This window comes from Streptomyces sp. NBC_01471 (assembly GCF_041438865.1).
Lineage (GTDB): Bacteria > Actinomycetota > Actinomycetes > Streptomycetales > Streptomycetaceae > Streptomyces.
Window position 1 is genome coordinate 1,191,058 of the sequence record NZ_CP109450.1, and the last position, 21,667, is coordinate 1,212,724.

Annotated in this window: 15 protein-coding genes; 9 read left to right on the forward strand and 6 right to left on the reverse strand. The window is 71.9% G+C overall.

What is annotated here, in order from left to right; genetic code table 11:
- Positions 1–50 precede the first annotated feature (50 nt).
- Positions 51–1,709: an alpha/beta hydrolase gene (locus OG285_RS05260; protein WP_371790294.1), complete on the forward strand. Its 1,659-nt coding sequence runs from the start codon at positions 51–53 to the stop codon at positions 1,707–1,709.
- A 30-nt stretch (positions 1,710–1,739) separates the two neighbouring features.
- Here the strand turns inward: OG285_RS05260 and hemQ are convergent, their stop codons facing one another.
- Together hemQ and hemG are read right to left on the reverse strand one after the other, a co-directional pair.
- Entirely contained in the window at positions 1,740–2,477 is a 738-nt protein-coding gene (gene hemQ, locus OG285_RS05265; protein WP_356835197.1) for a hydrogen peroxide-dependent heme synthase, read from the reverse strand.
- Positions 2,478–2,481: 4 nt separating this feature from the next.
- Entirely contained in the window at positions 2,482–3,903 is a 1,422-nt protein-coding gene (gene hemG / locus OG285_RS05270) for a protoporphyrinogen oxidase (protein ID WP_371790295.1), read from the reverse strand.
- Positions 3,904–4,099: 196 nt separating this feature from the next.
- On the opposite strand from hemG, the gene OG285_RS05275 reads away from it, so the two are divergent.
- On the forward strand, positions 4,100–5,485 hold the full coding sequence (locus OG285_RS05275) for an FAD-dependent oxidoreductase (RefSeq protein WP_371790296.1): 1,386 nt from the start codon (positions 4,100–4,102) through the stop codon (positions 5,483–5,485).
- Between the two features lie 60 nt (positions 5,486–5,545).
- Here OG285_RS05275 and hemE read toward each other — a convergent pair whose 3' ends face one another.
- The gene (gene hemE / locus OG285_RS05280) at positions 5,546–6,610 is read right to left on the reverse strand and encodes a uroporphyrinogen decarboxylase (RefSeq protein ID WP_356835204.1); all 1,065 of its coding nucleotides are present in this window, start codon (positions 6,608–6,610) and stop codon (positions 5,546–5,548) included.
- Between the two features lie 92 nt (positions 6,611–6,702).
- On the opposite strand from hemE, the gene OG285_RS05285 reads away from it, so the two are divergent.
- From OG285_RS05285 to OG285_RS05315, 7 genes are all read left to right on the forward strand, one after another.
- Positions 6,703–7,353 (forward strand): DUF3000 domain-containing protein, encoded by a 651-nt coding sequence (locus OG285_RS05285; RefSeq protein ID WP_356835206.1) that lies wholly within the window; start codon positions 6,703–6,705, stop codon positions 7,351–7,353.
- 337 nt (positions 7,354–7,690) lie between these two features.
- A complete protein-coding gene (locus tag OG285_RS05290; protein ID WP_164259399.1) occupies positions 7,691–8,347 on the forward strand; it encodes a response regulator transcription factor in 657 nt (218 codons plus the stop codon).
- Between the two features lie 118 nt (positions 8,348–8,465).
- Positions 8,466–9,749 (forward strand): ribonuclease D, encoded by a 1,284-nt coding sequence (locus OG285_RS05295; protein ID WP_356830380.1) that lies wholly within the window; start codon positions 8,466–8,468, stop codon positions 9,747–9,749.
- 136 nt (positions 9,750–9,885) lie between these two features.
- The gene (locus tag OG285_RS05300) at positions 9,886–13,533 is read left to right on the forward strand and encodes a beta-galactosidase (protein ID WP_371790297.1); all 3,648 of its coding nucleotides are present in this window, start codon (positions 9,886–9,888) and stop codon (positions 13,531–13,533) included.
- 224 nt (positions 13,534–13,757) lie between these two features.
- Positions 13,758–14,987: an acetyl-CoA C-acyltransferase gene (locus tag OG285_RS05305; RefSeq protein WP_356830376.1), complete on the forward strand. Its 1,230-nt coding sequence runs from the start codon at positions 13,758–13,760 to the stop codon at positions 14,985–14,987.
- Entirely contained in the window at positions 14,984–17,116 is a 2,133-nt protein-coding gene (locus tag OG285_RS05310) for a 3-hydroxyacyl-CoA dehydrogenase NAD-binding domain-containing protein (RefSeq protein ID WP_356830374.1), read from the forward strand. The genes OG285_RS05305 and OG285_RS05310 overlap by 4 nt, the downstream gene beginning before the upstream one ends.
- Positions 17,117–17,294: 178 nt before the next feature.
- Complete coding sequence (locus OG285_RS05315; RefSeq protein ID WP_356830372.1) at positions 17,295–18,326, forward strand: signaling protein; 1,032 nt, start codon at positions 17,295–17,297, stop codon at positions 18,324–18,326.
- An 18-nt stretch (positions 18,327–18,344) separates the two neighbouring features.
- Here OG285_RS05315 and OG285_RS05320 read toward each other — a convergent pair whose 3' ends face one another.
- The 3 genes from OG285_RS05320 to OG285_RS05330 are packed head-to-tail and all read right to left on the reverse strand — an operon-like array spanning position 18,345 to position 21,657.
- Positions 18,345–19,961 (reverse strand): glycosyltransferase family 2 protein, encoded by a 1,617-nt coding sequence (locus tag OG285_RS05320; RefSeq protein ID WP_371790298.1) that lies wholly within the window; start codon positions 19,959–19,961, stop codon positions 18,345–18,347.
- 44 nt (positions 19,962–20,005) lie between these two features.
- Complete coding sequence (locus OG285_RS05325) at positions 20,006–20,830, reverse strand: Ig-like domain-containing protein (protein WP_371790299.1); 825 nt, start codon at positions 20,828–20,830, stop codon at positions 20,006–20,008.
- On the reverse strand, positions 20,827–21,657 hold the full coding sequence (locus tag OG285_RS05330) for a rhamnogalacturonan acetylesterase (protein ID WP_371790300.1): 831 nt from the start codon (positions 21,655–21,657) through the stop codon (positions 20,827–20,829). Before OG285_RS05330 ends, OG285_RS05325 begins: the two co-directional genes overlap by 4 nt.
- Positions 21,658–21,667 lie beyond the last annotated feature (10 nt).

Consider the following 21,667-nt stretch of genomic DNA (forward strand, 5'->3'; position numbering starts at 1 on the left):
CTGCCGGACGAATTATCCCTTTTATTCAGCAGCTGTACGAAGGGATCCCGATGAAGGCAGTGGCGCTGTACGGAACGGCCGGCGTTCTGGTGCTGTCCGGGCTGGCCGCCCTGGCCGCGGCGCCGCCCGGCAGCACGGATGCCCCGGGCACGTACACGGGCGGCACGTACACGGACGACGGCGGGTCGGCCACGGCTCCGGGCACCGGAGCGGCCGAGGCGGCGGGCACCCTGACCGCCGCGGCCCGCGCGGCCGCCACGGGGATCGCCTTCGGCACCTGCCCGAAGAGCGAGTCGCTGCCCGCGTCCGTGCGGTGCGGCAGCGTCCGGGTCCCGCTCGACTACGCCCGGCCGGACGGCGCGCAGATCTCCCTGACCGTCAGCAGGGCGCACGCCACCGGCAAGTCCGCCGACCACCAGGGCGCGCTGATCTACAACCCGGGCGGCCCCGGCGCCTCCAGCATGTTCTTCCCGATGGCGACCGCGGTACCGGTGTGGAAGCCGCTGGCCGCCGCGTACGACCTGGTGGGGTACGCGCCGCGCGGGGTCGGGCGCTCGGCGCCGCTCTCCTGCCAGGATCCCGCCGAGTACGCGAAGCCGGCGACGACGGCCCCGATCTACCCGTCGGAGGCGTTCAAGCAGAAGAAGATCGCTCAGGCGAAGGCCTACGCCCAGGGCTGCGCCCGCCGGGCGGGTGCGGCCCTGCGGCAGTACAACTCGCTGAACAACGCCCGGGACCTGGATGTGCTGCGGGCCGCGCTGGGCGAGCGGAAGCTGACCTTCATGGGCGCCTCCTACGGCACGTACTTCGGTGCGGTCTACGCCACGCTCTTCCCCTCGCACGTACGCCGGATGGTCTTCGACTCGGCGGTCGACCCGGATCCCGCCAAGATCTGGTACCGCGACAACCTCGACCAGTCGCTCGCCTTCGAGCGGCGCTGGACGGACTTCCGCACCTGGGTGGCGCACCACGACAAGACGTACCACCTGGGGGCCGACGCTTCGGACGTGCTGGCCAGTTACGAGACGGCGCGGGCCCGGCTCGCGGACAGGCCGGCGGGCGGCGTCGGCCCCGCACAGCTGCAGAGCGCCTTTCTCCAGGCCGGTTACTACGACGACGTCTGGCCGGCCGACGCCCGGGCGCTCGCGCGGTACCTCCAGGGCGACCCGAAGCCGCTGATCAAGCTGGCCGCACCGAACCCGGCGGCGGCGAAGGCGGAGGAGAACGGCACGGCGGTCTACACGGCCGTCGAGTGCAACGACGCGGACTGGCCGGGCGACTGGCAGGTCTGGGACACGGACAACACCGCGCTGGCGCGCCGGGCGCCCTTCGAGACCTGGGACAACGTCTGGATGAATCTGCCCTGCGCCTACTGGCCCGCACCTCGGCAGAAGCCGCTCGATGTCCGCAGCTCCGACGGGGCGCTGCCGCCGACGCTGATCCTGGCCGCCGAGCGGGACGCCGCCACCCCCTACCCGGGCGCGCTGGAGCTGCAGCGGCGGCTGCGGGGGTCGGTGCTGATCACGGAGAAGGGCGCGGGTACGCACGGCATCGGCGGCGGCCCCAACACGTGCGTCAACACGTATCTGGACGACTACCTGCTGACGGGGCGGACGCCGGTGCGGCGCGCGTCATGCGCGCCGCACCCGCTGCCGGACCCGGTGTCGCTGGAGAAGCGGACGCTGCCGAGGCCGCGGCCCGCTCTCTGATCTTCCGGGTCATGGACGACCGGGTCCGCCTCAGGCGAGCCCGGCCACCAGGTCGGCCACCGACTTGCGCCGGCCGGTGAAGAAGGGGACCTCTTCGCGGACGTGCATCCGCGTCTCGGAGCCCCGCAGATGACGCATCAGGTCGACGATGCGGTACAGCTCGTCGGCCTCGAAGGCCAGCAGCCACTCGTAGTCGCCGAGCGAGAACGACGCGACCGTGTTGGCCCGCACGTCCGGGTAGCCGCGCGCCATCTTCCCGTGCTCGGCGAGCATCCTGCGGCGGTCCTCGTCGGCCAGCAGGTACCAGTCGTAGGAGCGCACGAAGGGGTACACCGAGACGTAGTCGCGGGGAGTCTCGTCGGCGAGGAACGCCGGGATGTGCGACTTGTTGAACTCGGCGGGGCGGTGCAGCGCCATGTTCGACCAGACCGGCTCCAGGGCGCGGCCGAGGCGGGTGCGGCGGAAGAGGTTGTACGCGGTCTGCAGCTCGTCCGCGGTCTCCGCGTGCCACCAGACCATCACGTCGGCGTCGGCACGCAGCCCGGAGACGTCGTACGTGCCGCGGACGGTGATGTCCTTGGCGGCGAGCTGGTCGAACAGTTCCTGGACCTCACCGGCCACCGCGGCGCGGTCGGTGTCGCCGGGGAGCACGTCGCGCAGCTTGAAGACGGACCACAGCGTGTAGCGCACGACCTCGTTGAGGTCCTTGGCCTTCTTGCCCGCGTTCGGGGCCTTGGGGGACGTCACGGTCTCCGGAGCATCAGTCATGCCGCTATTCTCCCGCGCCGCCGGTGGTGCCCGACGCCAGGGTTGCTGTGATCTCCTTCGCAGCCCGCTCGGCGCCGGCGACACAGGCCGGAATGCCCACCCCGTCGTAGGCCGCGCCGCAGATCCGCAGACCCGGCAGGGCGGCGACCGCCTCCCGGACCCGGGCCACCCGCGCGAGGTGTCCGACGGGGTACTGGGGCAGCCCGCCGATCCACCGGGTCACCTCCGTGGCGACCGGTTTCGCCGTGAGCCCGACGGCCTCGCCCAGGTCGCGCAGCGAGAGGTCCACCAGGTCGGCGTCCTCACGGTGCAGATGGTCCTCGTCGCCGTGGCGGCCGAGCGAGGTCCGCAGCACGACGAGGTCCGGATCGGCGTCGGACCAGGCCCACTTGCGGCTGGAGAAGGTGGACGCCTTGATGGAGTGGCCGTCCACGGGCGGTACGAGGAAGCCCGTGCCGTCGGGGAGGTTCAGCTCCGTCCGGCGGAAGGCCAGGGTGACGAGCGACATCGAGGCGTACTCGACGGCGGCCAGCTCGGCGGAGGCGGCGGGCGCCTCACCCGCCAGCAGCGCGGAGGCCGCCCAGGCCGGTACGGCGAGCACCACGGCGTCGGCCTCGATGTGGCGGCCGCCGTCCTGCCCTCCGGTACGGATCAGCCAGCCGCCCGGGGTGCGCCGCAGCTCCAGCGCGGGCCGGTGCAGCAGGACTTCGCCGCCCCGGGCGCGGACCGCGTCGGCCACGGCAGGCGGAAGGGTGCCGATGCCGCCGTCGAGTCCCATGAAGACGGGGCCGGAGGCGGGGGTGACGCGTTGCTGCACCGAACGCACGGCGGCGCCCAGCGTGGGATGCGTGCGTGCGGCCTCGTACAGCGCGGGGACCGCCGCACGCATCGAGGTGCGGTAGACGTCGCCCGCGTAGACCCCGCCGAGCAGCGGCTCGACGAGCCGGTCGACGACCTCGCGGCCCATCCGGGCGGCCACGTACTCGCCGAGTGCGATGTCCTCGCCGATCTCGGTGGGCGGCAGTTCGGCGTCCCGGCCGATCCGGCGCAGCCCCTCGTCGGAGAGCACACCGCCGAGCCCGCCCGCCCCGGCCGGTACGCCCATGACATGGCCCGTGGGCATGGGGGTCAGTGCGCCCCTGTTCCAGAGGGCGGCTCCGCTCGTGGCCGGCGGCTGGAGCGCGTCCCCCAGACCGGCCTCGCGTGCGAGGGCCACCGCCTCGGGGCGCCGGGCGAGCATCGACTCGGCGCCGAGGTCGACCCGTACGCCCTCGATCTCACCCGCGTGGAGTTTGCCGCCGACCCGGCCCGCCCCCTCCAGGACCGTCACCCGGGCCCCGGTGCCGGCCAGCCGGTGCGCTGCCGCGAGACCCGAGATCCCGCCTCCGATGACGACGACATGGGCCGCACGCGTGTCCGCATTCATGCCCCCACTCTCTCAAATCCTTTCCGCGGCCCGGAGGGGGCCGTGGTCCGGCGGATCGAGGTGGTGCCGGCGCGACCCGGGGTACGGCGTCCGCACCACGGGGGAATGTTCCGCGTCCCGCACACGTACCTTCGCAGGAGAGACGGAGCGGGAAGCCCCGCACGAGGAGCGGTAACAAGCCCCGGAGGTACGCGCAATGGCAGCGGAGCGACTGGTGGTCATCGGCGGTGACGCGGCGGGCATGTCCGCCGCGTCCCAGGCCCGCAGGCTCAGGGGCCCGGAGGAGCTGGAGATCACGGCCTTCGAGCGCGGCCACTTCACCTCGTTCTCCGCGTGCGGCATCCCGTACTGGGTGGGCGGCGAGGTCGGCGAGCGGGACGACCTCGTCGCCCGTACCCCCGGCGAGCACCGCGAACGGTCGATCGATCTGCGGATGCGGACCGAGGTGACGGAGATCGACGTCGCGGGGCAGCGGGTGCACGCCCGCGACCTGGAATCGGGCGCGGCCGGCTGGACCCCGTACGACAAGCTCGTCATCGCCACGGGAGCGCGTCCGGTGCGCCCCGCGCTGCCCGGCATCGACGCGCCGGGCGTGCACGGCGTGCAGACGCTGGACGACGGCCAGGCCCTCATCGACACGCTGCGGACGGCGTCCGGCCGCCGCGCGGTGATCGTCGGGGCCGGGTACATCGGCGTCGAGATGGCGGAGGCGCTGCTGCACCGCGGGTACGAGGTGACGGTCCTGACCCGCGGCGCCCAGCCGATGTCCACGCTCGACCCGGACATGGGGAAGCTGGTCCACGACGCGATGGACGGCATGGGCATCACCACCGTCACCGGCGCGGAGGTCACGGCGATCCGCACGGACGAGCGGGGACGGGCCCACGCGGTCGCCACGGACACCGCCGAATACCCGGCCGACGTGGTGGTTCTGGGGATCGGCGTGGAGCCACAGACGGGTCTCGCGGCCGACGCGGGGCTGCCGCTCGGCGAGTACGGCGGGCTGCTGACCGATCTGTCGATGCGGGTGCGCGGCCACCGGAACATCTGGGCGGGCGGCGACTGCGTCGAGGTGCTCGACCTGGTCTCCGGCCGGAACCGGCACATCGCGCTCGGCACCCACGCGAACAAGCACGGCCAGATCATCGGCGCCAACGCCGGCGGCGGATACGGCACGTTTCCCGGTGTCGTCGGCACCGCGGTGAGCAAGGTCTGCGATCTGGAGATCGCCAGGACCGGGCTGCGGGAGAAGGACGCGGACGCGGCCGGGCTGCGGTACGTCACGGCGACCATCGAGTCGACGAACAGCGCCGGTTACTACCCGGGCGCGGCCCTGATGACGGTGAAGATGCTCGCCGAGCTGCGGACCGGGCGGCTCCTCGGCACCCAGATCGTAGGACGGGAGGGCGCCGCGAAGCGGGTGGACATCGCGGCCGTCGCGCTCACCGCGGGGATGACGGTGGAGCAGATGGTCTCGCTGGACCTGGGGTACGCGCCGCCGTTCTCACCGGTCTGGGACCCGGTGCTGGTCGCCGCGCGGAAGGCGGTCACCGCGGTGCGCCGGGCGGGCGCGCGGGACTGACCGTTCACGCCCCGGTGCGCCGGACGGTCCGGCCGTCCGGCGCACCGGGAGCGGAGGGGTTCAGCGGGCCGTGCGGGTGTGGACGTGCTCCACCAGCCGGGTCAGCGCGTCGGGGTCGGTCGTCGGCATGACGCCGTGGCCGAGGTTGAAGACATGCCCTTCGAGCCCCGCCGCCGCGGCCAGCACCTCGTCCGCCTTGGCCTCGACCGCCTCCCGGGTGGAGAAGAGGACGGCCGGGTCGAGGTTCCCCTGGAGCGCCTTGCCGGGGCCGACCCGCCGGGCCGCCTCGTCCATCGGCACCCGCCAGTCGACGCCGACGACATCCGCGCCGGCCTCGCCCATCAGCCCGAGCAGCTCACCGGTGCCGACACCGAAGTGGATGCGCGGGACCCCGTACGGCGCCACCGCGTCGAAGACCTTCGCCGAAGCGGGCATCACCGAGCGCCGGTAGTCGGCCGGGGCGAGGGCGCCCACCCAGGAGTCGAAGAGCTGGACGGCGCTCGCGCCCGCCTCGATCTGGATCCGGAGGAAGGCGGAGGTGATCCCGGCGAGCCGGTCGAGCAGCTCGGCCCAGAGCTCCGGGTCGCCGTACATCATCGCCTTGGTGTGCTCGTGGTTGCGGGACGGGCCGCCCTCCACGAGGTAACTGGCGAGGGTGAAGGGCGCACCGGCGAAACCGATGAGCGGCGTCTGTCCCAGCTCGGCGGTGAGCATGCCGATCGCCTCGGTCACGTACCAGACGTCGGCGGGCTCCAGATCGCGCAGCTGGGCCAGGTCGGCGCGGGTGCGGATCGGCCGGGCGATCACCGGGCCGACGCCCGGCTTGATGTCGAGGTCGATCCCGATGGCCTTGAGCGGTACGACGATGTCACTGAAGTAGATCGCCGCGTCCACCTTGTGGCGGCGGACCGGCTGGAGGGTGATCTCGGTGACCATGTCGGGCCGCATGCACGAGTCGAGCATCGCGGTCCCCTCCCGCACCTTGAGGTACTCGGGGAGTGAGCGTCCGGCCTGCCGCATGAACCAGACAGGGGTGTGCGGCACCGGCTCGCGCCTGCACGCCTTGAGGAAGACGGAGTCGGCTGTCGGGTTCTGGGCGCCCAGGGGGCGGTCGTTGGCACTCACGCCGAGAAGTTTCGCATGTGCGGGCGAAGCGGTTGCCCCGGGCCGGGTGTCCTTCCCCCCGCAACTGCCTCGTTCCGCCTAGTCTTCCCGGCATGGCTGCGGCTCAGGGACGATTTTCAGATGGCGCTGACGGTATGAACAGCGCGGAGACGGACTCCGTCCCGCCCGCATTCAGGCAGGCGGTCGACGCCTTGCAGTCGGCGCGTCTGCGGCCGGAGATGGAGATCGACCCGACCAAGCCGCCACGCAAGCTCGCGCCGTACGCCTACGCGCTGGAGGCCGCGGTCGTCGAGAACGACAACGACCTGGCGGACGGCAGGCTCGTCCTGCTCCACGACCCCGACGGTCACGACAGCTGGCAGGGGTCCTTCCGGCTGGTGACGCTCGTCCGCGCGGAGCTGGAGCCCGAGATGGCCGCCGATCCGCTGCTGCCCGAGGTCTGCTGGTCGTGGCTGACGGGTGCGCTGGAGGGGCGCGGACTGTCGTACGGGGAGGCCAGCGGCACCGTCACCCGCGCCGGGTCGCACTATTTCGGCGGGCTTTCGGAGCGCAAACCGGCGACCCAGATCGAGATCCGGGCGTCCTGGACCCCGCGCGAAGGACTGGGCGGGGTGCCGGACACCGGGGCGCATCTGGCCGCCTGGTGCGATCTGCTCTGCCAGATCGCCGGGCTGCCGCCGGTCGGGCCGCCGGACACGGGTGTGGTCTCGCTGCCGCAGCGGCGCGGCCCGCGCACGCACTGACGCACCGACGCGCTCGCGCCCCGGCCCGTCGGCCCACCGGTGGGCCGACGGCACGGCCCGGGGCCCCCGGCCGGCGCCCGGTCCGGCTCGCCGCATGACACCCGGGCTCGGCGCACGAACGGAACCACGGGCGGCACGAACAGGGCCTTCGTGGACACGGGCATCTTTCGAACGATCGGTCAGGCATCCGATTTGCCCGAATTGTTACTCACTAAATCGTGATCATTCTCTAAAGGCGGGCGGGTTTGCTGCCGAAGAAGTCTGTGACCCTTCAAGCACGGTTCGCCCCGGCTCTTCCCCCGGCCGGCATTCGTTCCGCACCTTCCCAGGAGGCCTGGTGTCCGTTCTCCTCGAGCAGCCCGCAAGCCTGGTCGCCTACCGCCCGAACAAGCCGACGGCCATGGTCGTCGTGGCCGACCCGCGCGTCCGCTCCACCGTCACCCGCCATCTGTGGGCCCTCGGAGTACGTGACGTCATCGAGGCGTCGTCCATCGCGGAGGCCCGTCCCCGCGTCGGCAAACCACGTGACATCTGCGTGGCCGACGTCCACCTGCCCGACGGTTCCGGGCTGACCCTGCTGTCCGAGACCCGGGCCGCCGGCTGGCCCAACGGTCTGGCACTCTCCGCCGCCGACGACATCGGCGCCGTGCGCAACGCCCTCGCGGGCGGCGTCAAGGGCTATGTCGTCACCGGCACCCGCAACAACATCGGCCACCCGACCCGGCCCGGCGCCGCACCCATCGGCGCCGCCCGGATGCAGCGCCGCCCCCCGGGCACCCCGAGCCACCCGGGTGGCTACCGCGAGCTCTCCGGCCGTGAGGTCGAAGTGCTGCGGCTGGTCGCCGAAGGTCAGTCCAACAAGGCCATCGGCGTCTCCATGGGGCTCTCCGCCCTGACCGTCAAGAGCCACCTCGCCCGCATCGCGCGCAAGCTCGGCACGGGCGACCGGGCCGGGATGGTCGCGGTCGCGCTGCGTACCGGAATCATCCACTGACGTGATCCGCCCGACAGGGCGGACCACGGCACGGCACTGACTGGTTTCAGCCCCCTCAGCACCCGTCGACGCAGCGTTACGTCGGCGGGTGCTGTGCGTTCACCGATACCCTTGACGGGTGACCGACGCTCAAGAGACCGCAGCAGAGACAGCACTGCGAACCACTGGGGGCGCTCCCCCGGACGACGTCGAACAGGCGCCGATCCCCTTGCTGGAGCCCCGCGAGGGCATTCCGCCGGTGGTTGCCACCGATGAAGCACTGGCCGCTGTCGTGGCGGCGTTCGCCGCGGGGACGGGGCCGGTCGCCGTCGACGCCGAGCGCGCGTCCGGCTACCGGTACGGGCAGCGGGCCTACCTGGTGCAGCTGCGCCGCGAGGGCGCGGGCAGCGCCCTCGTCGATCCGGTCGGCTGCCCCGACCTCTCCGCCCTCGGCGCGGCCGTCGCCGACGCCGAGTGGGTGCTGCACGCCGCCACCCAGGACCTCCCGTGCCTGCGGGAAATAGGCATGATTCCCACCCGGATCTTCGACACCGAGCTGGCCGGGCGCCTGGCGGGCTTCCCGCGGGTCGGCCTCGGCGCGATGGTCGAGAGCGTGCTCGGCTTCACGCTGGAGAAGGGCCACTCGGCGGTCGACTGGTCGACCCGTCCACTGCCCGAGCCGTGGCTGCGCTACGCCGCGCTCGACGTGGAACTGCTGGTCGACCTCCGGGACGCCCTGGAGGAGGAGCTGGACCGGCAGGGGAAGCTGGGCTGGGCGATGGAGGAGTTCGACGCCATCGCGTCGGCGCCGCCCGCCCCGCCGCGCAAGGACCCCTGGCGCCGTACGTCCGGGATGCACAAGGTGCGCAGGCGCCGTCAGATGGCGGTGGTACGGGAGCTGTGGAACACCCGCGACGCGGTGGCGCAGCGGCGGGACGTCTCCCCCGGGAAGGTCCTCGGTGACGGTGCGATCGTCGAGGCGGCCCTCGGCCTCCCGGCGAATCTCCAGGAGCTCACCGCACTGCCCGGTTTCGGCCACCGCATGGGCAAGCGCCAGCTGGAGCAGTGGCAGGCGGCCGTCGACCGGGCCAAGGCGCTTCCCGACACCGCGCTCCCGCAGCCGGGGCAGCAGGTGGCCGGCCCGCCGCCGCCCCGCGCCTGGGCGGACAAGGACCCGGCCGCCGCCGCCCGGCTCTCCGCGGCGCGCGCGGCCGTGTCGGCCCTCGCCGATGAGCTGAACATGCCGCAGGAGAACCTGATGACCCCGGACACCGTGCGCCGGGTGTGCTGGGAGCCGCCGCGGGAGCGGACGGTGGAGAAGATCTCAGCCGTTCTCACCGGGCTCGGCGCCCGGAACTGGCAGATCGAGCAGGTCGCTCCGCTGCTGACGGCCGCGGTCCAGGACGCTCCCGCCGAGAGCTGACACGACCGGGTCTGCGGCGCCCCCGCCGCAGACCCGGAAAACACCAAGACCGGACCGTATCCAACACGGTCCAACAGCTTTAGGCTGTGCTTCGCATCAGATTCTTTCAGCATGTCCATGCGAGCGAAGGAATGACATGCACACGCCACTAAGACGCTCCCTCACCGCCGCACTCGCCGTGCTGGCGCTCAGCGCCGGTGCGCTCACCTCGGCCGCGGGCGCGGAGCGGCCCGCGCGGGACGCCGCACCCCCCACCGCAGCCGCAGCCGCCGCACACACCGCCGTACACACCGTCGGGCACGACGACACCGCCCTGACCATCGACGGCAAGCGCCTGAACATCTGGTCCGGCGAGTTCCACTACTGGCGGCTGCCCAGCCCCGACGCCTGGCGCGATGTCCTGCAGAAGATGAAGGCGGGCGGTTTCAACGCCGCGTCCATCTACTTCGACTGGGACTTCCACTCGCCCAAGCCCGGCGTCTACGACTTCAAGGGCATCCGCGACGTCGACAAGCTCCTCGACATCGCCCAGGAGGCGGGCATCTACGTCATCGCCCGCCCCGGCCCGTACATCAACGCGGAGACGGACGGCGGCGGCTTCCCCGGCTGGCTGACCCAGCAGAAGGGCAAGGCCCGGACGACCGCGCCCGACTATCTGGCCGCGGCCGACGAGTGGCTCTCGAAGATCGACCCGATCATCGCCCGGCACCAGCTGACCAACGGCACGGGCTCGGTGATCGCCTACCAGGTCGAGAACGAGTACTACCAGGACACCCCCGACGGCCACGCCTACATCCAGCACCTGGTGGACAAGGCGCACGCCGACGGCATCACCGTCCCGCTGACCGGTAACCACAACGGCGTCTTCGCCAAGGAACTGGACATCGACGGGCACGACTCGTACCCCCAGGGCTTCACCTGCTCAACTCCGGACAAGTGGAGCGGACTGCCCGATCTCTCCGGTGCGAAGAAGGCAGGACAACCGCTATTTCTGGCCGAATTCCAGGGCGGTTCGTTCGACCCCTGGGGCGGGTCCGGTTTCGACAAATGCCGGCAGCTGACCGACGGCGACTTCGAGAAGGCCTCGTACGAGAACAACATCGCCTCCGGGGCCACCATGCAGAACTTCTACATGGCGTACGGCGGCACCTCCTGGGGCTGGCTGCCCTCGCCGGGCGCGGTCTACAGCTCGTACGACTACGGCGCGCCGATCCAGGAGGACAGGCAGCTCAGTGAGAAGTACCTGACCGACAAGCGGCTCGGGTATCTCGTGCAGTCGCTCGCCCCGCTCACGAAGACCGGGCCGCTGGCGGCAGCCGCACCGGAGAACTCCGCGGTGCAGCGCCGCGACCGGCGCAACCCCGACGACGGGACCACGATCACCGTCGTCCGCCACAAGGACGTCAACAACAAAGCGAAGGACACCACGCACCTGGCGCTCGGCGGCTATCCGTCGGTGCCGCAGGAACCGGGGACCGCGCTGACGGTCGACGGGCGCGATTCCAAGCTGCTGGTCTCCGACTACGCCATGGACCACCAGCAGCTGCGGTACTCGACGTCGGAGCTCATGACGCACGGGACCTTCGGCCGGCGTGACGTGGCGCTGCTGTACGGACGGCACGGCCAGGACGGTGAGACCGTACTGCGGTACGCCGCGAAGCCGGACGTCCGGGTGACCGGCGGGACGGTGAAACAGAGCTGGGACCCGGCCACCGGCGACCTGCGTCTCGACTACCGGCACGACGGGCTCGCGAAGGTGCTCATCACCCCGCCCGGCGCGAAGACCCCGCTGCTGCTCCTGCTCGCCGACGACGCGACGGCCGACACCTACTGGCGGCTCGACACCCCGCAGGGGCCGGTGCTGGCCAACGGTCCCGAGCTGCTGCGCACCAGTGCGTACGCGAACGGGGTGCTGAGGCTGACGGGCGACACCGGCAAGGCGTCGAAGCTGAACGTCATCACCGGGACCCCCGCCACCTCGGTGAGCTGGAACGGGAAGCCCGCCCGGGGCGCGCTGGACACCACCGGGGCCGCGCTCGCCGGTCCGAAGCCGGTCGCCCTGCCGAAGCTGGGCACGTGGAAGTACCAGCGCGAGACACCGGAGGCGCAGCCCGGCTTCGACGACGCCGCCTGGCGGGCCGCCGACCGGCAGACGCCGGCGGCCGACGACTACGGCTTCCACGCGGGCTCCGTCTGGTACCGGGGGCACTTCTCGGCGGCCGGCACGGAGAGCGCCGTACAGGTCAACGCGAGTACCGGCAGGGCCGGTTCGTATCTGGCCTGGCTCAACGGCACGTATCTCGGCAGCTCCGACTCGGCCACCCACACCTTCACCGTCCCGCCGGGCACGCTGAAACCCGGCAAGGACAACGTGCTCGCGGTGCTGGCCGCCGACATGGCGCACGAGCAGGACGGCGGGGTGAACGACAGCCACAAGCAGCCGCGCGGACTGACATCGGTACGTCTCGTGGGCTCGGCACGGCAGATCGGCTGGCGGATCCAGGGCGCACTCGGCGGCGAGAACCTCGTCGACCCGGTGCGTGGCCCGCTCAACACCGGTGGCCTGTACGGCGAGCGGCAGGGCATGCACCTGCCCGGCTACCCGGACACCACGTGGCCGGACGTCTCGCTGCCGGACACCCGCAAGGGCGCACCCGGGGTCTCCTGGTACCGCACGGGCTTCGATCTCCGGCTGCCGAAGGACCAGGACGTCCCTATGGGGCTGACCTTCGCGGACGACAAGGCGAAGAACTACCGGGCGCTGGTGTACGTCAACGGCTGGATGGTCGGCCTCTACATCAACGACCTCGGGCCGCAGACCAGTTTCCCGGTGCAGCCGGGGATGCTCCGCACCGACGGGCACAACACGGTCGCCATCGCCGTCATCGGTGAGGACACCGCGGGCGACGGGCTCGGCAGGGTGTCGCTGGAGGAGTACGGGAACCACACGACCCCGCTGCGGTACGGCGACATCGCGTCGCCGGGGTGGTCGGCCGCGGTGAACCACGACCCGAAGGCCACGGCGGATGTGCGGATCACCGCGCCGGACAGCGTCGGGCGGGGCGGCACGGGCACGGTGACCGCCGCCTTCACCCCGCGCGCGACGACGGCGCGCGACGCCTCGCTGGCGCTGCGGCTGCCCGACGGGTGGAAGGCGGACACAGCGGTCCGCAGACCGCTGGGCGATGTACGGGCCGGGCGGACGGTGACGCGCACCTGGCAGGTCACAGCGCCGGCGGGCCCGCAGCCGTGGTCAGCCGTGCTGTCGGCCGCGGCCCGCTACTCGGGGCGCGGCTCGGCGGCGGCGGCCGTGAGTGTGGCGTCACCGCCGCCCGCGCCCGGGGCCGGGAAACACGACCTCTCCGCTCTGGACTTCACCGCCACCAACGGATGGGGTCCGGTGGAGCGCGACTCCTCCAACGGCGAGGAGGCCGCCGGGGACGGGAGACCGATGTCCGTCGCGGGCACCGCGTACGCGAAGGGTCTCGGGACGAACGCGGACAGCGACATCACCGCCTATCTGGGCGGGGCCTGCACCCGTTTCACCGCGTCGGCCGGGGTGGACGACGAGACGGACGGCGGCGGCTCGGTGACCTTCACCGTGCTGGCCGACGGGAAACAGGTCGCCACCACTCCGGTGCTCAAGGGGAAGCAGAAGGCCGTGGCCCTCGACGCGGACGTGACGGGCGCGCAGGTGGTGGACCTGGTCGTCGGTGACGGCGGCGACGGCAACGGACTCGACCACGGGGACTGGGGCGCCGCGTCGGTGAGCTGTACGGGCTGAGCGGCTGCTGTACGGGCCGGGCGGCCGATTGGCTGACCGCCGGGCGCCCTGACACAGCGGTACGCCGGGCGGGTCCGTTCGCGGGCCCGCCCGGCGTGTGACCTTCGACGCTCCCGCCCCAAGGACTGGGCAGCATGGTTACCCGTGGGTAGCATGGCCTTGTGCAGCGCGCTCCGGCGTGCCCGCAGCAGCAGTGCCATCCCGCACCCTGGAGGAGAGCCATCGTGCCTCGTACCATCCGGGACGTCGTCTTCGTCGACGGCGTCCGCACCCCGTTCGGCAAGGCGGGCCCGAAGGGCATCTACCACGAGACCCGCGCCGACGATCTCGTCGTGAAGGCGATCCGGGAGCTGCTGCGCCGCAACCCGGATCTGGACCCCGCGAAGATCGACGAGGTGGCCATCGCGGCGACCACGCAGATCGGCGACCAGGGCCTGACCCTCGGGCGCACCGCGGGCATCCTGGCCGGGCTGCCGCAGTCCGTGCCGGGCTTCTCCGTCGACCGCATGTGCGCGGGCGCGATGACCGCCGTGACGGCGACCGCGGGCTCCATCGCCTTCGGCGCGTACGACATCGTCCTCGCGGGCGGCGTCGAGCACATGGGACGCCACCCGATGGGCGAGGGCGTCGACCCGAACCCCCGGTTCGTCTCCGAGAAGCTGGTCGACGAGTCGGCCCTCTTCATGGGCATGACCGCGGAGAACCTGCACGACCGCTACCCCACGATCACCAAGCAGCGCACCGACGAGTACGCGGTGCGCTCGCAGGAGAAGGCCGCCAAGGCGTACGCCAACGGCAAGATCCAGCAGGACCTGGTGCCCGTGTCGGTGCGCAGGACCAACCCCGAGGCCGGGGAGACCGGCTGGGGCCTGGCCACCGCCGACGAGCCGATGCGTCCCGGCACCAGCATGGAGTCGCTCGCCGGTCTCAAGACGCCGTTCCGTGCGCACGGCCGGGTCACCGCGGGCAACGCCGCCGGGCTCAACGACGGCGCCACCGCCTCGCTGCTCGCCTCCGAGGAGACGGCGCGCGAGCTGGGGCTGCCGGTCAGGATGCGCCTGGTGTCGTACGCGTACGCCGGCGTCGAGCCCGAGGTCATGGGCTACGGTCCGATCCCGTCGACCGAGAAGGCCCTCGCCAAGGCGGGGCTCTCCATCGACGACATCGGTCTCTTCGAGATCAACGAGGCCTTCGCCGTCCAGGTGCTCGCCTTCCTGGAGCACTACGGCATCGCCGACGACGACGCGCGCGTCAACCAGTACGGCGGCGCCATCGCCTTCGGCCACCCGCTCGCCTCCTCCGGCGTGCGTCTGATGACGCAGCTGGCGCGGCAGTTCGAGGAGCAGCCGCAGGTCCGCTACGGCCTGACCACGATGTGTGTCGGCTTCGGCATGGGCGCCTCCGTCATCTGGGAGAACCCGAACTTCGACACGACAGCCGGAGGCACCAAGTGAGCACCACCACCTCCGATCTCCTGAAGGGCGCGGCCGAGCTGTTCCCCGGCGAGGTCGTCACCCAGGCGCACGTACGCCACCTCGATCTGCCGGGCGGCGCGGGCAGGTTCGCGCTGATCACGCTCGACAACGGCCTGGACCACACCAAGCCGACCACCTTCGGCCCGCAGTCGCTGGCGAACCTCGACGCCGCCATCGACCAGGTCGAGAAGGAGGCCGCCGAGGGCACCGTCGTCGGCATCGGCATCACCGGCAAGCCGTTCATCTTCGCGGTCGGCGCCGACCTCAAGGGTGTCGAGCTGCTGAAGAACCACTCGGACGCGCTCGCCATCGGCAAGGGCGGCCACGACGTCTTCAAGCGGCTGTCGTCGCTGGCCGTCCCCACCTTCGCCTACTACAACGGTGCGGCGATGGGCGGTGGCGTGGAGGTCGGTCTGCACTGCGCGTACCGCACGGTGACCAAGTCGCTGCCCGCCTTCGCGCTGCCCGAGGTCTTCCTCGGCCTGGTGCCCGGCTGGGGCGGCTGCGCGCTGCTCCCCAACCTGATCGGCGCGGACCGCGCGGTCTCGGTCATCATCGAGAACTCGCTGAACCAGAACCGGCAGCTGAAGGGCAAGCAGGTCTACGAGCTGGGGATCGCCGACGCGATCTTCGAGGGCGCGGACTTCCTGGAGCAGTCGCTGATCTGGACCTCCGCCGTCCTGCGCGGCGAGATCGAGGTCGTACGCCCGGAGATCGACCGCGGCGACGCCTGGGACCGGGCGGTCGAGCGCGGCCGGACCATCGCCGACTCGAAGGTGCACGGCGCGGCCCCGGCCGCCTACCGCGCGCTGGACATCATCGCCGCCGCCAAGGACGGTGACCTGGAGCAGGGGTTCGACTCCGAGAACGCCGCGCTCGCCGACCTGATCATGGGCGGCGAACTGCGCAGCGGGATCTACGCGTTCAACCTGGTCCAGAAGCGCGCCAAGCGCCCGGCCGGTGCCCCGGACAAGAACCTGGCGCGCCCGGTCACCAAGGTCGGCGTCGTCGGCGCCGGTCTGATGGCCTCTCAGCTCGCGCTGCTCTTCCTGCGCCGCCTCGAAGTACCGGTGGTACTCACCGACATCGACCAGGAGCGCGTCGACAAGGGCGTGGGCTATGTGCACGCCGAGATCGACAAGCTGCTGCTGAAGTCCCGTATCAACCAGGACAAGGCCAACCGGCTCAAGGCCCTGGTGAGCGGTGTGCTCGACAAGGCCGAGGGCTTCGCGGACGCCGACTTCATCATCGAGGCGGTCTTCGAGGAGATCGGCGTCAAGCAGCAGGTGTTCGCCGAGGTGGAGGCGGTCGCCCCGGCGCACGCCATCCTCGCCACCAACACCTCCTCGCTGTCGGTCTCCGAGATGGCGTCGAAGCTGAAGCACCCCGAGCGGGTCGTCGGTTTCCACTTCTTCAACCCGGTCGCGATCCTGCCGCTCCTGGAGATCGTGCGCGGCGAGCAGACCGACGACGCCTCGCTGGCCACGGCGTTCGGTGTGGCGCGGAAGCTGAAGAAGACCGCGGTGCTGGTGAAGGACGCCCCGGCGTTCGTCGTCAACCGCATCCTCACCCGCTTCATGGGCGAGATCCAGAACGTCATTGACGAGGGCACCCCGGTCGAGGTCGCCGAGAAGGCCGTGGAGCCGCTCGGTCTTCCGATGTCCCCGCTGGTGCTGCTCGAACTGGTCGGCCCGGCCATCGGCCTGCACGTCTCGGAGACGCTGCACCGCGCCTTCCCCGACCGGTTCACCGTCTCGGAGAACCTGGCCGCCGTCGTCAAGGCGGGCAAGCGCGGCTTCTACGTCTACGAGTCGGGCAAGCCGGAGCTCGACCCGGAGGTCGCCGCACTCCTCAAGCAGGGCACGTCGGTGCTCTCCGAGGAGCAGACCCGCGACCGTGTCCTGGACGCGGTGGCGCAGGAGATCGGCCTGATGCTGGACGAGGGTGTCGTGGCCGAGGCCCAGGACATCGACCTCTGCCTGATCACCGGCGCGGGCTGGCCCTTCCACCTGGGCGGCATCACGCCGTACCTGGACCGTGAGGGTGTGTCGCAGCGGGTGAACGGCAAGCCGTTCCTCGCCCAGGGTGTGGCGAGCGTTCCTGCCTGACCCCGGGCCTCCGCCCCTCCGGAGCCCTTCGTGTGTGTGCCCGTCCCGGCGAGTCCGGGGCGGGCACACACCGTTGAGGGCAGGCCATGGCGGTATGACAAAATGACCCTTTCCGCGGTGTGTGGGAATGGGGAGTCGAGTACCTGCCGGACGGCGGACACGGGGAGCAGGACGGTTCGTGGAACGGCAGCGGAAGTACACACGCAGGACCGCTCTGTGGGCGGGCGTATCGGCGGCGGCCGCGGCCGGAGGCCTGGCCGGCGGCCGGTGGTACGCGGAGCAGCGGGCACACGGGGACGGCACGTTCGATCCGGCGGAACCCTCGCAGATCCTGGCCCCCACCGCGCTGCACCAGACCACGGTGCCCCAGTCGTTCGCCTTCGACGACAGCCAGGGCGACATCTACGCGGTGCAACTGGTCCAGGGCGGTGTGCGGCTGCCCGGCGAGCCGCGCCGGCTGTCGAGTGCGGAGCGGGACAAGCGCGGCGATCTCTGTGTCACCCGGCTGTCCGCGAGCGGGCAGCCCCGCGGCCACATGTTCCTGCGCGGATTCGGCCACGGCGTCTCCCTCGGCGTCGAGCCGTCCGCGTCCGGTGCGCTGCTCTGGACGGAGTCGCAGGCCCACCCGGAGACCGGGTACGGGCAGGCGGTCTCCCGGTTCGCCTTCCGGGACGCGGCGGTGCTCGACAGCGACCGTCCCGGCCTGCGGCACTACCGCCCGGTGCCCGGCTCGCTCGCCAACCAGCCCAGTGTCGACATGGCGGCGCGGCGGGTGATGGTGAGCTACTGGACGGTCCCGGCGTACGGGAGACGGCAGCAGTGGTACGCGGTGTACGCCATGGACGACTTCCTCGCGGGCCGCTACGAGCCGCTGCACACCGTGCGGCAGCAGGGACGCGGCGCGGCCGAGACGTTCCAGGGGTGCGTGCTGTACGGAGACCGGGTGTACCAGCTCGCGGGCAACGCGTACACCGCCGCGTCCGGCGCCAACCCGCCCGTTTCCGGGGGCAATACCCGGGTCACCGCGGTGGACCTGCGCGACGGCCCCGCCCCTGCTGCGCGGCGGATCACCGTAGGGGCCGGGCTGGCCTACCGGGAGCCGGAAGGGCTCGCTGTCAGGCGGGCGGGCGGTCCCCGGCTCTGTGTGGGCTTCGCGACCGGCGGCTCGCGGGCCAGGATGCTGGCGATCCACTCGTGCGGCCGGGTGTGAGGGCCGCGGACCGCGCCGTCACTGCGGCAGCGGGCGCCTCGCGGACACCTCGGCGGTGAGGTTCCCGGCCTTCGTGGCGTAGAGGTGGCAGACCGTCTCCAGACCGGACGCGTCGGCCCGGCCGACCACGACGCCCTGCCTCGTCCGGTCGGCGACCGTCTCCGTGCGGGCCCCGCCGAGCCGTACCTCCTTGGCCACCCCCTGGTAGGACACGTGCAGGAACAGGTCCCAGAGCCCGGGTGCGACGGGCTGGAAGCCGTCGGCCGCCGACAGGTCGAGCCTCGCTTCGAAACCGGCCTGCGCACGGTCCGCGCGGGTGGCGGCGTCGAGCTTGGGGGTGGGCGTGGTGTAGACGCGGAAGCGGTACTCGGCGCCGCTCGTACGCTCACGCAGGACCACACGGACGGCCGGGTCGCGGGTGGACAGCTGCTCGATGTAGCAGTGGCCGTTCACCCTGAGCACGGTGCCCGACCAGCTGAGACCGGTCAGCCGGTACTTGGCCTTCAGGGTGTGGGTGATCTCGAAGTACGCGTCGGGCAGGCCCACTTCGGGGTCCCTGAAGAAGGGGTACCGGCGGAAGGCGCGGCCGTCCGCCACGAGCAGCGGGGCCTTCTCCTTGCCCTGCTCGAACGCGGCCGTCCGCTCGGCCTCGGCGAACAGACCGCGGCGGATCAGCTCCAGGCGGACCGAGAGCGGCCGGGGCAGCTTGCCGAACACCTCCGGTCCCGCGTGGAGTTCCAGCAGTCCACGGCATTCGGTGAGCGTGGCCCGGCGCAACTCCTGGTCCTCGCAGGCCAGATAGGCGGCTCCGGTGGCCTTGCCGAGTTCCAGCTCGAAGTGGCGGGCGAGCAGCTGGTCCCGGAGGGGGCCCGGCTGGACGCGTTCGGTGACGAGGGTGACCATCCGGCGGGTGAGCGCCATCCGGTCCGCGAGGGACCCGCTGAACCGGGACGTGTTGACCCCGGCGACCCGGCGGGCCTGTTCGACGCAGACCTGGCCGGCGACGACGGAGACCCGGTCGGCGTACAGATAGGCCAGGGCGGTGAACGCCTGGTCGTCGCCGAGGGACCAGTCCTCGGGGAAGCGCAGCCCGCAGCGGTCCACCAGCGAGCGGCGGAACAGCTTGTCGGCGCTCAGCGACCAGTACACCCGCGAGGTGGCGACATCGGCGTCGGGCGTGCTGCGGGTGAACATGGACGTGCCGACCTTCTGCCCGTCCAGGCCGGCCACCTTGCCGAGCACGACATCGGCGTCGTTCTCGTCGGCCGCCCGCACCATGCTCTTCAGCGCGCCCGCGGTGAGCCGGTCCGTACCGCTGAGGAAGAGGAGATGGCGGCCGGTGGACTGCTCGATCCCCGCGTTGCGCGCCGGTGCCGGAGTGTCCGACGCGGTGGGCGCGGCCGAACACCTCAGCGCCGGGTACCGGGCCGCCCACTGCTGGAGCGCCTCCCGGGTGCCGTCCTGCGAGCCGCGGTCGAAGACCAGTACCTCCACCAGGAAACCGGCATCGCCCTGGGCCAGCACCGATTCGAGACAGGCGCCGATGTGGCCCACGGCGTCGGCCACGTCGACGACCACACTGACGTCGGGCTGTTCCCTGGGGTGGACGGACACGGAATTCACGACGCTGATCACCAGACTTCATTGCGAACGGGGGTGCTGCGAGCGGGGCCGGCGGGTCAGCCGGGGAGCGGGGCGCCCTCGTGCGGCCAGGGCAGCGGACCGTGGACCTTCGGCTGGGTCCAGGGCGCGTGCGCGGTGGTGCCGGACCCGTTGAAGCCGGGCGGGGTCAGCAGCCCCGGGGTTTCGGAGAGATCGCCGATGTGGATGACCACCCGGCCCTCGGCCCGCTCCCCCGACGGCGACTGCACGGCGTACTGGAAGTGGTCGTAGCCCACCGCCCCCGGAGCCGCCTGGAAGGCCAGGACTCCCTCTTGGGTGACGGTCACCTGCCCGGACCGCGGCTGGGTGTGTCCCACCACGACGGTGCCCTGCGGCAGGCCGTCCCGTACGTCGACGAGCGCGGGCGCGTACCCGGGTCCGGAGACGTTCAGGGCGCGGCCGGGGGCGGAGAAGCCCCTGATCCGCACTCCCTGGTCGGCCAGTGGTTCGGTGCGCAGCAGCCTGCGCGGGTCCCGGCCGGGGATGGCGGCGGAGACCGCCGGACGCAGCACGTGTTCCGCGCTGTCCGGCCGGATCCGCAGGGTCAGGACGGCGGTTTCGGAGCCGCCGCCGTCGGCGCGGGCCCGGTAGTGCCGCAGCAGGGAGGAGTACTCGGCACCGTGGACCGCCACCACGTCCGCGGCCCCGGCGAAGGAGTCCTCGGCGAGGTAACCGTAGGCGTGTCCGATGCCCGGGCCCGCCTGGACGGTCAGGGCGATCCGGACCGTCTGGCCGGGAGCGACGGATGCCAGCGGATGCGCGTCGCAGTGCACGGCCGCCTGCGTCGCGCTGTCCGGGAGACCGGGTTCCTGGATGCGGACCACGGCGAGGAGGAAGGTCACCGCCCGGCTCCGATCCGTGCCGCGCCCGGCACCTGTGCCACCCGCTCCTTGGTCAGCCGGTCGAACGTCGCGGTGTCCAGCCAGCCCATCTCGTCGGTGGTGAATTCCAGCCGGTCGAGGCTGTGCACCCAGGACGCCGGGACGAGCCCCTGGTCCCGCAGGGCACGGGCGATGAAACGCGCGCATTCCACCGCGGCCTCGGCCCGCAGGTGGGTGTCGTCCGCGCCCTTGAGATTGGCGACGGGGTTCTCGTACGGCCGCAGATGCGCGAAGAGCTCCCTGACGGCGTCGCCGCCCAGCTCCTCCCACCAGGCCAGGCTCTGGGCGTAGAGATCGACGAGCGGTGCGGACAGCTCCTGCGCGACCTCCCGCATGGCCATCGGGTAGGTGCGCAGGAAGCGCCGCAGATTGCCGTACGCGTCGAACTTGCGCCGCTCGTGGCTGAGGACCAGGACGGGGTGCGCCTGCGCCTCCCTGGTGAGGTGCACCATCTGCCGCAGGTACTGCTGGTACGCGGCGAAGGGCTCGGTGTGCAGGCCCTCCTCCGGCTCCCAGTCGACCTGGCCGAAGGTGATGAGGACGTAGTCACCCGGAGCCGCCCGGTCGAGGATCCACTGGAAGCGGCCGCGGTCGTAGAAGCTCTTGGAACTCGCCTTCGCCCGTGCGCAGTTGACCACCTCCACCGCGGGGCTGAGGAAGAGCGGGAGCGTCTGCCCCCAGCCGGCCATCGGGAGGTAGTCGACGGAGCGCGTCACCACCGTGGAATCGCCCGTGACGAACATCCGCCTGCGGGGCATCTCCTGCCCGTACATCTCCGTACCCTCCATCAGAACGTGT

Coding starts and splice junctions, on each gene's coding strand:
- hemQ (WP_356835197.1), bottom strand. CDS start 2,477: ATGACTGATGCTCCGGAGACCGTGACGTCCCCCAAGGCCCCGAACGCG.
- hemG (WP_371790295.1), bottom strand. CDS start 3,903: ATGAATGCGGACACGCGTGCGGCCCATGTCGTCGTCATCGGAGGCGGG.
- OG285_RS05300 (WP_371790297.1), top strand. CDS start 9,886: ATGCACACGCCACTAAGACGCTCCCTCACCGCCGCACTCGCCGTGCTG.
- OG285_RS05330 (WP_371790300.1), bottom strand. CDS start 21,657: ATGGAGGGTACGGAGATGTACGGGCAGGAGATGCCCCGCAGGCGGATG.
- OG285_RS05285 (WP_356835206.1), top strand. CDS start 6,703: ATGGCTGCGGCTCAGGGACGATTTTCAGATGGCGCTGACGGTATGAAC.
- OG285_RS05260 (WP_371790294.1), top strand. CDS start 51: ATGAAGGCAGTGGCGCTGTACGGAACGGCCGGCGTTCTGGTGCTGTCC.
- OG285_RS05275 (WP_371790296.1), top strand. CDS start 4,100: ATGGCAGCGGAGCGACTGGTGGTCATCGGCGGTGACGCGGCGGGCATG.